This is a genomic window from Kribbella sp. NPDC056861, assembly GCF_040687575.1.
In the GTDB taxonomy this organism is placed as follows: Bacteria; Actinomycetota; Actinomycetes; order Propionibacteriales; family Kribbellaceae; genus Kribbella.
Genome location: NZ_JBFBNQ010000001.1, coordinates 1,117,424 through 1,132,428 on the forward strand (window position 1 = coordinate 1,117,424; position 15,005 = coordinate 1,132,428).

General features: G+C 67.9%; 9 protein-coding genes. 1 reads left to right on the forward strand and 8 read right to left on the reverse strand.

Translation table 11 applies throughout. The annotated features are described in order from the left end of the window. Nucleotides 1–18: 18 nt before the first annotated feature. On the reverse strand, nt 19–1,800 hold the full coding sequence (locus AB0P21_RS05080; RefSeq protein ID WP_363693779.1) for an ABC transporter ATP-binding protein: 1,782 nt from the start codon (nt 1,798–1,800) through the stop codon (nt 19–21). Beyond that, complete coding sequence (locus AB0P21_RS05085; RefSeq protein WP_363693781.1) at nt 1,793–3,589, reverse strand: ABC transporter ATP-binding protein; 1,797 nt, start codon at nt 3,587–3,589, stop codon at nt 1,793–1,795. Before AB0P21_RS05085 ends, AB0P21_RS05080 begins: the two co-directional genes overlap by 8 nt. A gap of 113 nt (nt 3,590–3,702) precedes the next feature. Here AB0P21_RS05085 and AB0P21_RS05090 point away from each other — a divergent pair, with 113 nt between their 5' ends. Next, the gene (locus AB0P21_RS05090; protein ID WP_363693783.1) at nt 3,703–5,433 is read left to right on the forward strand and encodes an alpha/beta hydrolase; all 1,731 of its coding nucleotides are present in this window, start codon (nt 3,703–3,705) and stop codon (nt 5,431–5,433) included. A 394-nt stretch (nt 5,434–5,827) separates the two neighbouring features. Here the strand turns inward: AB0P21_RS05090 and AB0P21_RS05095 are convergent, their stop codons facing one another. The 6 genes from AB0P21_RS05095 to AB0P21_RS05120 all read right to left on the reverse strand — a co-directional run bounded on the left by AB0P21_RS05095 (nt 5,828) and on the right by AB0P21_RS05120 (nt 14,881). After that, entirely contained in the window at nt 5,828–7,357 is a 1,530-nt protein-coding gene (locus AB0P21_RS05095; RefSeq protein WP_363693784.1) for a hypothetical protein, read from the reverse strand. Nucleotides 7,358–7,573: 216 nt separating this feature from the next. Further along, complete coding sequence (locus tag AB0P21_RS05100) at nt 7,574–10,102, reverse strand: tetratricopeptide repeat protein (RefSeq protein WP_363693786.1); 2,529 nt, start codon at nt 10,100–10,102, stop codon at nt 7,574–7,576. A 95-nt stretch (nt 10,103–10,197) separates the two neighbouring features. Beyond that, nucleotides 10,198–10,653, reverse strand: a complete 456-nt coding sequence (locus tag AB0P21_RS05105) for a hypothetical protein (protein WP_363693788.1) — start codon at nt 10,651–10,653, stop codon at nt 10,198–10,200. A 1-nt stretch (nt 10,654) separates the two neighbouring features. Beyond that, the gene (gene dapB / locus AB0P21_RS05110) at nt 10,655–11,401 is read right to left on the reverse strand and encodes a 4-hydroxy-tetrahydrodipicolinate reductase (RefSeq protein WP_363693790.1); all 747 of its coding nucleotides are present in this window, start codon (nt 11,399–11,401) and stop codon (nt 10,655–10,657) included. Between the two features lie 66 nt (nt 11,402–11,467). Next, entirely contained in the window at nt 11,468–13,297 is a 1,830-nt protein-coding gene (locus AB0P21_RS05115) for a hypothetical protein (RefSeq protein ID WP_363693792.1), read from the reverse strand. Nucleotides 13,298–13,390: 93 nt separating this feature from the next. Next, the gene (locus AB0P21_RS05120) at nt 13,391–14,881 is read right to left on the reverse strand and encodes an alpha/beta hydrolase (RefSeq protein WP_363693794.1); all 1,491 of its coding nucleotides are present in this window, start codon (nt 14,879–14,881) and stop codon (nt 13,391–13,393) included. Nucleotides 14,882–15,005: the final 124 nt, after the last annotated feature.

Sequence of the window (15,005 nt, forward strand, 5' to 3'; positions counted from 1 at the left end):
GGCCGCCGACAAAACCCGTCAGCGATAAGCCCGAGCCTGTACTTCGAACAGCTCCGCGTACCGCCCGCCGGCCGCCAGCAACTCCCGATGGCTGCCCGCCTCCACCAGCCGGCCGTCGTCGATCACCACGATCAGGTCCGCCATCCGCACCGTCGAGAAGCGATGCGACACCAGCACCGTGATCCCACCGGTCAGCGCGGCAGTCTCCTTCGACGCCTCCGCGAACCGTTCGTACAAAGCGTGCTCCGCCTCAGGATCGAGCGCGGCCGTCGGCTCGTCGAGCAGCAACAGCAACGGCCGCTCCCGCAGAAATGCCCGAGCCAACGCCAACCGCTGCCACTGCCCGCCCGACAGTTCCGCGCTGCCGGCGAACTGCGTCCCCAGCTGCGTATCCAGTCCCGTCGGCAGCTCAGCGACGACCGCCTCGGCCTCGCCCCGCGCCAACGCAGTACGGATCGCCTGATCGTCATCGACCCGCGCGAGATCCCCGAGCCCGACCACCTCGCGAGCCGTGAACTCGTACCGCACGAAATCCTGATACCCCGCCGACAACCGCCCCCGCCAACTCTCGGGATCCAGAGAGCTCAGCGGTACGCCGTCCACCAGGATCTGCCCGGCTGTCGGGTCGTACATCCGCGACAGCAACTTGACCAGCGTCGACTTCCCGGCGCCATTAGCCCCCACCAGAGCAACGCTGGTCCCGGCCGGGATCATCAGGTCGACCGACTCCAGCACCCGCTCGTCAGTTCCCGGATAGGAGAACGAAACCCCACGCAGCTCGATCCCCTCTCGCAACCGCTCAGGCGCCGCCGCGACACTGTCCTCCCACGCGTGATCGCGGGCGTAGTCGCGCAACCAGCGGTAGACGCCGAACTGCCGCAACGCCTGCCCTACATAGGTGACACTCTCCCCCGCCTCCGACGCCGCACCGTCGACCTGCGGCGCCAGCAACACCACCAGCGCCAGATCCCCAACCGACACAGCACCTCTACGAGCCTGCACGATCAGATAGACCACAGCGGCGAGGTACCCCAGCCGGAAGACGATCCGCCCCAGCGACCGGATCCCCACCCCGCGCAGCAACCCGCGGCGCTCATGCCAGGCAGCCATCCTGGCCTGCTCCTGGATCCGCCCGAGCATCGTCTCCCCGAGCCCGAACACCCGCAGCTCGACCGCCTGCCGGGGATCCTTGCTGATCGCGATCAACTCGCGCACGAGCCGGTTGTGCGGCTGCATCCGCTCAGCCGCTTCCTGCCGCCACTTCGTGCTCACCCCGGCCGCCCACACCTGCCCGAACGCCAGCAAGATCAGCCCGGCGAAGACCGGATGCACACTGCACAGCAACGCCAGCACCAAAGCAACATTGACGACAGTTGACAACAGGTCGATCAGCAACACCGCGAAGTACCCGAGCTCGCGCGCGTCGTCCCGCAGCTGCGACAACCGGTCCGCGACATCGGGCCGCTCGTGATGCTCGATGCCCGGGATGTGCGTGGTGAGTCGCAGGATGTCGGAGACCACCGCGCGTTCGACCCGATCGGCGGTCGCGTCCCGCAGATAGCCGGCGAAGGAGGTCAGCAGCAGCACAGTGGAAGCCCCGACGAGAAGCAGGATCCCGGAGCGGATCGTCCCCTCCCCGGCGCCCGCGACACCGTCGACGACCAGCTTCACGCCGTACGTGCTGATCGGCGCTGTCACCGCCCGCAGACACCACAGCAACAAGCTGAGCGACGAATGCAGCGGAGCCGCCCGGAACGCCGTGGCGAACCAGAGCGGCACGGTCCGCAAGTGATCACGCATCCCCGTCACCGCCGAGATAGCGATCAGCCTGCAGCCGGAACATCGTCGCGTACCGGCCGCTCGCCGCGAGCAGTTCGTCGTGCGTCCCCGACTCGACGATCCGGCCGCCGTCGAGCACGCAGATCCGCTGCGCGTCACGAACCACCGAGAACCGGTGCGAAATGATCAGCGAGCTCACTCCCCGGGTCAGCTCCAGGTACTCCGCGACCAACCGCGCCTCAGCCCGTACGTCGAGCGCCGCCGCCGGCTCGTCGAGCACCAGCACCCGCGACCCACCCTGTACTGCGAACAACGCGCGAGCCAACGCGATCCGCTGCCACTCGCCACCCGACAGATCGACGCCGCCCGCCCACGCCTTGTCCAGCACGGTTTCCCAGCCGCTCGGCAGCCCCTCGACCAGGTCATCCACCCCGGCGCGGCGAGCAGCCTCGACCAGCGCCGCCCGATCGCCCTCCTGCGCGACGTTTCCGAAGCCGATGTTGTCGCTGACCGGCAGCGGATACTGCGCGAAGTCCTGGACGATCGCCGCGATCTGTCGCTGCCAACTCTCCAGCGAGGCCGGACTGAGCGTGGCCAGGTCGACCCCGTCGACCGTGATCCGCCCACTGGTCGGTTGATAAGCACCGGTCAGCAACTTGACCAGCGTCGACTTCCCAGCGCCGTTGATCCCCACCAGGGCAAGCGCTTCACCGGCCCGCAACTCGAGGTCGAGCCCGTCGAACACCTTCCGCTCACTGCCCGGATAACTGAAACTCACCTGCTCGAACCGCACCGCCACCCGAGGCGCGCCGGTGAGATCCAGCTCGACCTCACCGTGCTCGGGATGCCGCTCGTTGATCACGTGCGCGATGTTGACCATCGCCTTGTACGCCGTCAGCCCGCGCCCCACCTGCAGCACCGTGTACGGCGTACTGGTCACCGCCAAGGTCAGGACCGCCGGCAACACCGTCGCGGCCTCGGCAACACTCAACTCTCCCCGAGACGCACGGACGGCAACCAGCACGATGGCCGCCGCGAACAGGACCTGAAACCCAGCCAGCGGGAGCAATCCCGCGATCGACCCGCGACGCCGTACTCGCCAGATCGGCAGAATCGCCGCGGTCCACTCGGCCCGATAACGCTGGACCAGCCACCCGTGCAGCCCGAAGACCCGCAACTCCTTGGCGCCCTCGTCAGTCCCGAGCTCGAACAGGTACCGAGCGCGCCGCTGCCCTTCCGTGATGCCGTGGTACGCGTCGATCTCGCCGCTGAGCTGCCGCGACTGCAGCCTCTCGGTTGCCAGGACGGCGACCGCGAGCACGCCCGCCACCAGCCAGTCGAAGAGCACGCCGACCAGGATCCCCTGGGCGATCAGGTTGAGCCGGGCCGAGATCAGGCCGACCACGTGGACGAGCGATGCGCCGATCGCCCAGCCGTGAGCGCCGCGAGCCCGCTCGTGCTCGTCGAGTACGGCCGGGTCGTCGAGATGGGCGATCCGGCGCGGTTCGAGCATCGGCCTGGCCAGTCGCGGCCACAGGTCGTGCGCGGTCGCGTTGGCCAGCGTCCACTCCGAGACGACCTGCAGGTCGGGCAGCAGGCCGCCGATCACGAACACGATGCCGAAGGTGACGAACAGCGCCAGGAAGGAGCCGAGCGGAGCCCCGTCGAGCACGGCCGGCATCTCGCCGACCACCCGGCCGATCAGCAGATTGAGCAACGCGCCGGTGCCGGCGGCGACCAGCGACAGCAGCAGGGTCGCCACCGTCGCGCCTGGCACCACCCGGTAGGCGTACCTCAGCAGCGTCAGCATCGGCTCGATCGTAGCGGCGCGGTCACGCTTTGAGGGGGTGGTGCTCGACCGCGACTACAGGACATGACAGATTGCGACGGTCCGATCACGCTTGGCCATTCCTTGGAGAACGTATGAAGTTCCGTACCCTGGCCGTCGCCCTGGGTATCAGCACCGCTGCTCTGCTCGCCGTTCCGGGCTCGGGGGCCACCGCCTCGTTGCAGACCGGGACCGAACGGGTCCAGACCGGTCCGAACAAGGTGGCCAATCGGTACCTCAAGCAGAAACTCGTCTGGACGCAGTGCGGCGATCCGGAGTACCGGACGTACTGCGCCAAGGTCACCGCCCCACGCGACTGGTCGAACCAGTACTCCGGCAACGACATCGATCTCGCCGTCAGCAAGGTGACTCCGGCCGGCAAGAGCAAGCGGCCCAGCCGAGTCGTCTTCGGCAACCCCGGTGGCCCTGGCGGCGCGGGTCTCGGGATGGCGCCGTACCTGGCGAGCCAGCCGGGCCTCGGTAGCGATCACCTGTTCGTCGGCTTCGACCCCCGCGGTACCGGTGACAGCGCCAACGTCACCTGCGAAGGCTCCCCCGGTTTCACCATGGACGCCCGGGACCGCGACAGCGCGAACCTCGCCCTCATCACCGAGGCCGCCGAGCTGACCAGGCCGTACTGCGAACGCCAGTCCCGCGGTCTGCTGCCCTACGTCAACACCGCGCAGACCGTCCAGGACATCGACCTGATCCGGCAGCTGCTCGGCTACGACAAGATCGACTGGGTCGGCTACTCGGGCGGCACCTGGCTCGGCGCGTACTACCAGACCTACTTCCCCGCTCACGTCGGCCGGTTCGTGCTCGACTCGAACACCGACTTCACCCGGCCCTGGTCGGACACCTTCACGGCCCAGCCGGAGGCGTTCGAACGGCGCTTCCGGGAGGACTTCGCCACCTGGGCGGCCGCGCACGATGCCGACCTGAACCTGGGAGCGTCGCCACGTTTGGTGATCAGGACCTATGAGCGGTTGCGCCGGGAACTGAAAAAGCAGCCGGCGGTCGAAGAGTTCCTGGACGGCTCGGTGAAGATCACCTACGACCAGAACGCACTAGACCAGATCATCTCCGGCGATATGTATACAAAGGCTGATTTCCAGTCGCTGGCACTCGATCTCGCATTTCTGCGCGAACTCTCCGCCGAACAGGCCAAGGGTGGCCCGCGCGCCGCCCAACGCAAGGTCGACGCACTGTCGGTGGCTCGTCAGCACGAACTCGTCCGGCGTGCGACCCGCGGCTCGGTCGGCCTCCCGCCACTCGGACGCTCGGTCGGCGGCCAGGCCTTCGCCGACGACGCCGAGAACGCGACCTTCACCGCGGTCACCTGCAACGACACCCCTTGGCCACAGGGCCGCGAGTACGGCGACCAGCTGGCCGCCCGCCTCGGCCCGAAGTACCCGCTGCTCGGCTGGGGCATGAACGAGAACCCCTGTCTTTACTGGGATCGTCCGGCGCTCGCGATGCCCACGCCGACCGGCAAGGGCTTGCCTACGACCCTGATGGTGCAATCGGTGAACGACCCCGCCACCAACCTGTCGCTGGCCACCTCGGCCCACCAGCGGTACGCCGGGTCGCGGCTGCTCACGATCACAGGCGAGGGCGACCACGGCATCTACGGCGGCGTGAACAAGTGCGCCGACAAGATCGTCAACACCTTCCTGACCACCGGCGTCGCACCGGCCAGGGACCTCAGCTGCAAGGGTGAGGGAATTCCGGCCCCGTCCGTAAATGAATCCGAAGAGCTCGACGACGGCGCTCCGCTGAACCGGATCGTCGGATTCACCAAAGCGGTCTCCGGATATCTGCGCTGACGGATTTTCCGCGCTGATTTCAGCGCATTTCCGGGCACAGAAAGCAAACGCCTCGTCACAATCCGCAAGATTGTGACGAGGCGTTCGTTGTCACCCCGCATTTGTCAGGGCTTTGTCAGGGTTCCGTCCCTGTGCCACGGAGCGTGACCACGGCAACCTTGAGTCAGCGCGGGAGATCCGGGCACCGGCTGGGAGGGCCTGGTGCTGGTGACATCGCCGAACGTGGCTTCGGCCGGCTGTGAGGTGGGGGGACTGCCTGGGGGGTCAGACAGAACGCAGCCGGCCGGAACCCGTTCAAGCGATGGAGTTTCCGGCTCCTTGATCCCTCGCGGGGTACCTTCGATCCCCCAGGTCGTGGTGCCTCGCGAGGCTTTTGTGTTTCTGGAGCCTTTGGCTAGCGGTGGCGGTCGACGTACTGCGCCTGGTAGAGCGACGGCGGGAACAACCCGGCTCGATTGGCGCCTTCGATATAACCGGCTGGCTGGCTGAACGGACCGTCCCCGGTGATCACTCCCCGGCAACCGATCGCGTAGTTCTGCGCCGTGGGCGGCTTCTGGACGACGAGCCTGGCGGTCCCGGTGTCACAGTTCCAGCCGACCGAGTGCGATGTCGCCCAGCCGTGTCCGGTGCCGTAGTCGCCGCGGTTGTAGATCCCCAACGTCAGGTCGACCTTCGGGGCGAGATCGCGATGGTTGTCCCACAGCAGCCCTTGGCTCCACCGCCGATGCCCTTCGCTCGACGCGAGCGCGCCTTCCGAAGTACCGCGCAGGAAGACGATGCCCGAGGCGCTGCTGGCCCCGTTCGAGATGAAGGCGTGCCGGGCCTTGGTCGCGTGGCAGTCCGCGAACAACACCTGCTGCGAGAACGACTCGCAGTTGAAGTTGTAGCGCAGCCCACCGGTGACGACCGAGGCCGGATCGAAGGCCCGGCAGTTCCGGACCGTCACCCGGGTCGCCTCGGTGGTCTCGACTCCCGCCTTGGCGAAGTGCAGGAAGGTGCTGTCCCGCACCCACGCATCCTCCACCTGACGGACCTTCACCCCAACCCACGCGTGCGCCTCGTCCACGTCCGGATCCCCCGCGAACTGGATGTCGATCCGCAGACTCTCCACCCCGACGCCGGTCACCAGGCCGGCGCGGTCCCAGACATAGAGGTAGGACTGCGACAGCTCACGCCGCAGATGCTCGAACAGCGGCACGTCGACTGTCACCGTGTTCCCGCGAATCGACGTGACGTAGCGGTTGTAGGTGATCGGCTGACTGTCGACCACCCAGCCCGCGTCCGTCGCCGTACCGCCATGGTCGATCGCGGCCAGCCAGGCTTCGGTGCAGGGGTGGATCAGGATGATGTTGTCACCCTTTTTGAGCGCACTGGCATCGGCGACCTCGAACGACCGAGACCCAACCTGCACCCAGTCACTGGTGATATCGGTGCGCGTGCCTGCTACTTGCCCTTTCCACCCGGTCGCCGCTGCGCCGCCGCCGAGCACGATCACGTCTCGCGCGACAGGCGTGTTGCCGGTTGCCTGGATGATCGTGTTGCGCCTGGGATCAGCACCATCACCGGAGCCTCGCAGTACGACGCCGGACTGGTCGACTCTCAGCGTGCCGGCCACCTGATAGTTGCCTGGGGCAAGCAGTAGCGCACCACGGAAGCCATCACGATCAGGGTCGCGCCGGCCGACCTCGTCGATCGCCGCCTGCAGTTGCGCGGTGTTGTCACCGTCGACCGGCCGAACGGTTCTGACCGTCCGGACATGCGGGATCGGACTGTCGCCGTGCTTGTAGCCGGCGTAACTGAAGTCGGGGATCCGGTTCCCCTCGGCGTCGGCGGAGTACACCAGCCGGTACTTCGCGTCGTAGCGGACTCGCTCGGACTGCCAGAGACCTGCCGCCGAGGCCGACGTAGCTGCGGCCTGGCCCATGCCGAGCGAGCCTAACGCGACCCCTCCGGCCACGGCTCCCCCAGCTCCGAGCAAGCTCCTCCTACTGAACACGTTCGTCATCGAGCACCTTCCTGATGGGCGGATCAGGCTGCCCATCCTGCGGTGCCCGCGACTACTTGGCAAGCGCTTACCGGAGCGTCGCGAACTGATTCCCACCAGGCGGAACTCGCCTCGTCTCAGGCGGCGCCAAGCGGGCTAAAGCCGACCGGACCGATCACTCGCAGCCCCCGGCCCCGGATACCCATCAGCCACCGCCGCTAACGGAGCAGCGCGCCCGGCCGACCACGCCGCCCGAAAAGCCCGCCGATCCAACGTCTGCTCGATCGACCGCCGGGTAGCCAACTGATCAGGCTTCTCGACCTCCGGCACCGGCGCCCCGATCACCTCACGGATCCCGTCAGCCGCACCGATCAAGAACGCCGCGTACTCCGTCCGCTCCCGCTGCTGAGCAACGGTCGCCAACTCCTCCAGCACACTCGCCGACCGCCACCGATCACCCAGATCACGATGCTCGGCCAAACTCTCATCCAGCAGATGCACCGCACGATCAGAGAACCCACGCCGCCGCTCGACGATCCCCAACTGATTCAGCGACCAGGCGACACCCTCGCGATATCCGAGCCGCTGCGACAGTGCCAGGCTCTCCAGCAAGAGATCCTCAGCCTCGACCAGATCCCCGCTGTACTGCGCGATCGTCCCCAAACTGATCAGCGACCAGGCCAGCCCCTCGCCGTCACCCAGCACCCGGAAGCTGTCGCGCGCCCGCCGGCACCGCCGCGCGCCGATCTCCAGATCACCGCGCAGCCAGGCCACGAACCCGAGATGGTTGTGCGCCCAGGACATCCCGGACCGATCGCCGAGACTCTCGAACAGGTCATAACTCTGGCAGTGCAGATTCTCCGCGGTCAGATAGTCGCCGCGCTCCCGAGCCACTCCCCCGAGCCGCTGCATGACCAACGCAGTACCGGCCGTATCCCCAAGCTCCTTGTACTGCGTGAGCGCCGACTCCAACCGCCTGGTCGCCACGTCGTACTCACACTGCAGGAACGCCAGCATCCCCGCTCCGAGCGAAGCCTTCGCCTGGTACTGCGGTTCGACACCAGCCGCATCCGTCATCGCGAGCGCACGCTCGAGCCAATCGCTTCCCTCGGCATAGTGACCGCGCAGGTAGCAGAACAACCACAATCCACCCGCCAGCCGCACGGGTTCGCCCGCCGTACCGGCGCGCAACGACCACGCCATCGCAGCGCGAAGATTGTCGAACTCACCATCCAGCCGATCGAGCCAGTCAGCCTGGTTCGCACCCCGCAGATGCCCCTCGGCTTCTTCGGCGAGCGCGATGTAGAACGCCGCGTGATGCCGCGCGACCTCCTCGGCCCGGCCACTCGCCGCCAACTGCCCGGCGGCGAACTCACGGATCACGGCAAGCATGTCGTACCGCGCGATCCCGCGATCGCGGCTGACCCGGATCAACGACTTGTCCACCAGCCGACTCGTCAGGTCAAGTGCCCGCGCTCGCTCCAGCGGACCGGGGACAACCGTCCCGGACAGCACCGCCGCAGCAGCGTTCAGAGTCCAGCCTCCGACGAACACCGATAGCAACGCGAAAAGCTCACGCTCGGCAGGCGTCAGCAGCTCATGGCTCCACCCGATCGCGCCGTGCAAGGACTGCTGACGCGGCCCCGCCGTACTGGATCCACCGCCAAGGATCCCGAAGGAGGTCTCCAGCTCGGCGGCGAGTTCCTCGACGGTCAGGACGTTCGTGCGGGCAGCGGCCAGCTCGATCGCGAGCGGCATGCCTTCCAGCCGGCGTACGACCCGAGCCACCTGCTCGCGTTGCTTGACCGGCTCGTGGCCGCGCGCGGTGGCGCGATCGACGAAGAGCTTCACCGCGGGCGAGGTGTCCAGCTGCTCGTCGGTCTCCGGCAGCGCGAGCGGCGGTACGACGTACACGCTCTCGCCGGGGATTCGCATCAGCTCGCGGCTGGAGGCGAGCACCGAGAGATTCGGGCAGTACTCGAGCAGCGCGGAGCAGATCGTCGCGGTCTCCGCGACCACGTGCTCGCAGTTGTCGAGCACGAGTAGCAGGTGGCGCCGCCCGATCTGCTCGGCGATCTCCAGGACCAGCCGCGCACCGTCGAGCGGATGCAGCCCGAGCGACGCGGCCAGGGCCGGAGCGACTCCCGCCGGGTCCGAAACCGGGGCGAGCGGCACCCAGCAGATACCGTCCTCGAAGTACTGCGGGATCTCGGCGGCCACCGCGAGGGCGAGCCGGGTCTTGCCGACACCGCCCGGTCCACTCAGCGTTGTCAGGCGGGTGACGCGCTCGCCGACCAGTCGGCCGACTTCAGCGAGCTCCTCCGTGCGGCCGACCAGCTCGTCCGCCTGGGCAGGTGGCGGTCGCAGCGCCGATCGGGGGCCGGAGTCGCCGTCGCGACGAGCCGCGGCGGTGAGCAGGGCGCGATCGGGCGGGCCGAGATGGAGAGCGTCCGCGAGCAGCCTGAGCGTGTGTGCCCGGGGCGCTCGTCGACGACCTCGCTCCAGCGCCGCGATGGCGTCGACGCTCAGACCGGCGAGCTCGGCCAGCTTCTCCTGCGACAGTCCGGCGTCTCTCCGGTGCCGGCGCAGCAGGTCACCGAAACCCGTTGCCTGGGCGTCGTCCGAGCCGCGGCGAGACCCGTCTGAAGGCAAAGGACGGCCCACCCAGTCTCCGACCTCGTACATGGCGGTCGCCACGCACCCCCTGAAGGTATCTCGATCCACACCGCGTTGTCAGGCAATCCCGCACCGTTCCCAGCCAACTCACAGGAAACTCCCACCTAGCGCCGCGGTGCCGCTCCCTGCGGGTGCCGCGCGATCGCTGTCCGCATCGAGGCACGAGCCCGCTTCCGGTCACCGGCCGCGTCGTACGCCGTCGACAGCCGGAACCAGACCCGCCAGTCGTCCGGAGCCGCCTCCGCCTCCTCTTTGTACTGCGTGAACGCGGCGTCCGCCGCAGCCCGATCGATCCGCCCGGACGGCCGCCTCGGCAGATCGTCGACCGGGAGCCCGCCCGACTCGGCCAGCTCCCGCGCCAGCGACTCGGTCTGCCGGCCGAACTGCAGCTCGCGCCAGACCAGGTACAGGCCGACCAGCGGGATCACCAGGACCGCGATCCCGAGCCCGATCGCGACCGGATCACCCGTGCCGATCAGCAGCACACCCCGCCAGCCGAGCAGTACGGCGTACGCGACGAAGACCACCGCGATCGCCACTACCGCACGCTTGGCAGTCATCTCAGCTGAGATCCATGAAGTGCTCGAGCCCGACGGTCAGCCCGGGCGTCTCGACGATCCTGCGCACCCCGAGCAGGACGCCGGCCATGAACGACTCCCGGTGGATCGAGTCGTGCCGGACCGTCAGCGTCTCGCCGATGTTGCCGAGCAGGACCTCCTGGTGCGCGACCAGCCCGCGCAGCCGGATGCTGTGCACGGGAATCCCGTCGACGTCCGTGCCGCGCGCGCCCTCGAGCTCGGTGCTGGTGGCGTCCGGGTTCGGCGCCGAGCCGGCCGCCCGGCGCGCTTCGGCGATGAGGTGGGCGGTGCGTGCCCCGGTGCCGGAGGGGGCGTCGACCTTGTCCGGGTGGTGCAGCTCGATGATCTCGACCGACTCGTAGTACGGCGCGGCCCGGGCGGCGAACTGCATCATCAGGACGGCGCCGATGGAGAAGTTCGGAGCGATCAGTACGCCGGTGCCGGCGCTGGCGTCGAGTTGCGAGCGCAGGGTGGCCAGCCGCTCCTCGGTGAAGCCGGTGGTCCCGACCACCGCGTGGATGCCGTGCCCGATGCACCAGCTGAGGTTGTCCATCACGACCTCGGGGCGAGTGAAGTCGACGACCACCTCGGCGCCCACGTCGGTCAGCGTGGACAGCTCGTCCCCCCGGTCCAGGGCGGCGACCAGCTCCAGGTCATCCGCGCTCTCGACGGCCTCGCACGTCTGAGCGCCCATCTTGCCTTTGGCGCCCAGCACCACAACCTTGATCATCCGTAGCCTTTCCTAGCGACCGACCCATCGGGCCAAGGATCTCACTGGACCCCGACCTGTCCGCGATCAGGGAGTACGGCCCGCCAGCTCGGCGGCCGGAACGTAGACCTGCAGGTTCATCGTGGTCGCGGGCGGTGCGATCAGCCGGTAGCCGGTCCTGAAGTCGAGCCCGCAGGTCCGCAGCGCGTCGACCTCCAGCTGGGTGACCCGCCGGTTGAAGATCAGCAACGGTGAGCGGTCCCCCGGCCTGGGTTGCTTGCCGGAGCAGATCTCCTTGATCGCCGCAACGGTCCGCTGCCGCTCCTTCGGGGCCAGCCAGGCCTCGCCGAACGGGCGGCCGCGCAGCATCAGGACGGTGCCGGCCATCTTGTCGAAGCCGATGATCGGCCGGCCGGACGGCGTCGTGTACGGCTTGAGGAGGGTGTCGAGCGCGGTGTACCCCTCGGCCGTCTCCGGGGTCAGCTTCAGGCCGCTGAGCGGCTTGAGGTCGGTGGCGGTGGTGAGCTCGCGGTACGGATCGGAGCGGTACGGGTTCAGGATCAGTCCGCCGTACGCGATCGCGGCGACGGCGACGAGCGCGCCGGCCGCCACCACGGCGGTCGTCGTACGGGCGACCGCGGGGGCTGTGTCGATACTCGCCACGACCACGATCATCAGCGCGGCCCACGCGGCGAACGCGTTGAAGCCGATCATGTAGAGCGGGGTGTTGGTGCCGAACGCCTGCACGAACGGCAACACGACGAGCACGCCGAGGATCACCCAGGAGCGCAGATTCTCCTTGCCCGGCGACCATCGCTTGGCGATCAGCGCAGTGATCGCGGTGATCACGGCAACCAGTACTGCGGCCAGCAGGGTGACCTGGAACTTGCCGTTGTTGACCGGGCCGCCTTCGAGACCACCCTTGTCGAAGGCTTGGTAGATCGAGACGGCCAAGCCGATGGCGGCTAGGAGCCAGGCGGCGATGCGTAGTACGGGATTTCGGGCGAGTACTGCGAACGCTGCGGCGATGAGCAGGAGGAAGTGCTGCTTGAGTGTCTTGCCCACCAGCTCGCTGCCGGTTGTCCAGTACATCTGCAGCAAGGTCGCTGGAGTGTAGGAGGTGTCTGCGATGAAGCGGTTGACCGCCAGGATGCCGGGGACGGCGACGGTCAGCGGGACCACCAGGAGGTGCACCACGAGAGCCACCGCAGCCACGCCGGCCAAGGCCCAGAGGATGCCTCTGACGACTCCCTTCAGCCCCTGGCCGCTCAGTACGACGACAGCGGCCGCGACGATCAGGGCGAGCACCACCACCGACGACCACTTCGCGACCACCATCACGCCCATCACGACGCCTGCCAGCAGGAGCGCCCAGATCGGCGGCTTGCGATCCTGCTCGATCGCGACGGCTGCCCAGAGCACGCACGACAACACGGTGAAGGAGCCGACCAGGATGATGTCGTTGTACCCCGGGCTGAGCGGCAGCCAGCTGTAACACATGCCGCCTGCCGCCAGCACGACCGCGATCCCGGCGAACTCCCAGAGCTTCGTCTTCGGCGCATCGGGCCGGCGCACCCGCAGCCAGCGCATCAGACTCCAGCCGAACAACACATGCCCGGCGATGATCATCACCAGCCGGAAGACCCGCAGCGCGACGATGTCCCAGTGCAACAGCTGGAAGATCGGACCGTAGATGTACTGCACACCCGTCAACGCCAGCGGGTTGCTGCTCCACCACCGGTAGGACAGCAGGTAGTAGCCCTCATCGGTGATGTCGAACCCATGGTCGATGGTCCGGACGGCGGTGACGATCCAGGCCAAACTCACCGCCACCGCCACCACGAGCACTCCGGCCAGCAAGCCGCGGTACGACGTACCGTCCCGCTCACTGCTGTCCGCAACCGGCTTGTGGCTCACCGGAGAACCTTAGACCGTCCAGCTAGTGCACTAGACCGGAGTCCCACGCCCTGTCGTTGACGGGGTCATCAGCAGGGTTATCAGCCGGGTTCGTCAGCGGGGTTCCGCGTCGGCCGAGCAGGTGTAGTCGCGGTCCGGGCGTTCGCCGGTGACCAGGAAGGTCGTCACCACGTGTTTGGCGCACTGGTTCTTACCGATCGGGTAGACGCCGTGGCCGCCCTGGTCGGCGGTGACCATCGTGGCGCGGTCGCCGAAAGCGCGTCGCAGCTGCTGCGCGCCGGCCAGGGGTGTGACCGGGTCGCGCTGGTTCTGGACCATGAGCACGTTGGAGGGGCCTCGATCGGTGATCTTGACCGGCGGCTCCACCGGCTCAGGCCAGAACGCACAGGGCTGGATGTTGGCTCCGGCCGCGCCGAACTGCGGGTACTTGATCCGGTCGATCGCGACATTGCGCTGGTAGGACGTGACGTCCTTCGGCCAGTTCGAGTCGTTGCAGATCATGTAGTAGCGGCCGGAGATCAGGCTCTCCGAACCCTTCGCCGCATCGGGATCCCCTGGGATCGGCGGCGGTGGCTGGTTGGCGTCCAGCGACTTCCAGACCGTGGCGAGCACCGGGAACTGCGATCCGCCGTACAGCATCACGAAGTTGATCAGCCGGAACAGCGTGCCGTCGAACCGGCCGTCGGGTGAATCGACCGGCTTCCTGTCCAGCTGCTTGGCGAGGGCCGTGTACTTCGCGGTCACCTGGGCCGGCGTCCGGCCGAGCCCGTACTCGCGGTGGTTCGCCGCGGCGTACTTCGCGAAGTCGGGGAACCGGTCCGCGAACCCACGCCCGTACAGGCGTTCGCTCGGGTAGTCCCAGCCGCCCGCGCCCAGGTTGCTGTCGAGCACGATCCGGTCGCTGCGCTGCGGGAACAGCGTGGTGTAGACCGCGCCGAGGTGGGTGCCCCAGGAGGCGCCGTCGTACGAGATCTTCTCCTCGCCCAACGCGATCCGGATCTGGTCCATGTCCCGCGCGCTGTTGGCGGTGCTGATGTGCGGCAGCATCCACGCGGTCTTGGAAGCCGCGCACTGCTTGGCGATCTGCTTCACCTCCGCGGCGCGCTTCGTCACGTCAGCCGCGTCTCGCGGGTACGGCGGGATGTTGCCGGGTGCTTGCTGTGCCGGCGTGAGGTCACACGTCACCGGGGTGCTCTTGCCGATGCCGCGCGGGTCGAAGCCGATCACGTCGTAGCTGTCAAGCACCGTCTGCGGCATCCCGGTCGCGACGAGGAAGGCCGGGTAGCTCTGTCCCGGGCTCGGGCCGCCGGGGTTGGTCAGCAGCACCCCGCGCCGCTTCTCAGGCTTCTTGCTCGGGATCCGCGAGACGGCGAGGTCGATCGTCTTGCCGTTCGGAGCGCGGTAGTCCAACGGAACCTTCAAGGTGCCGCACTGCATCCCTGCCGGGATCGGCACCGGCGAGATCTCCGCCGGGCACGCCTCCCACTTGATACCAGCTGCTGTTTCTGCCTGCGACACCCCAGGAACCAGGGCGATCGCCACCGATGCGACAACAAGGGTCAAAGGAACTGCTGTGCGTCTCATACTTCCCTCCGGACGAGTACTACGGACGCACCCCACTCTTCGCGCGCTCCTCGTCCGAGGCATCAACCCAGCGACCCTCGCGCATCAACCGAAAGTTTGCGGCGGGGGTTTTGCTCCCACCCGT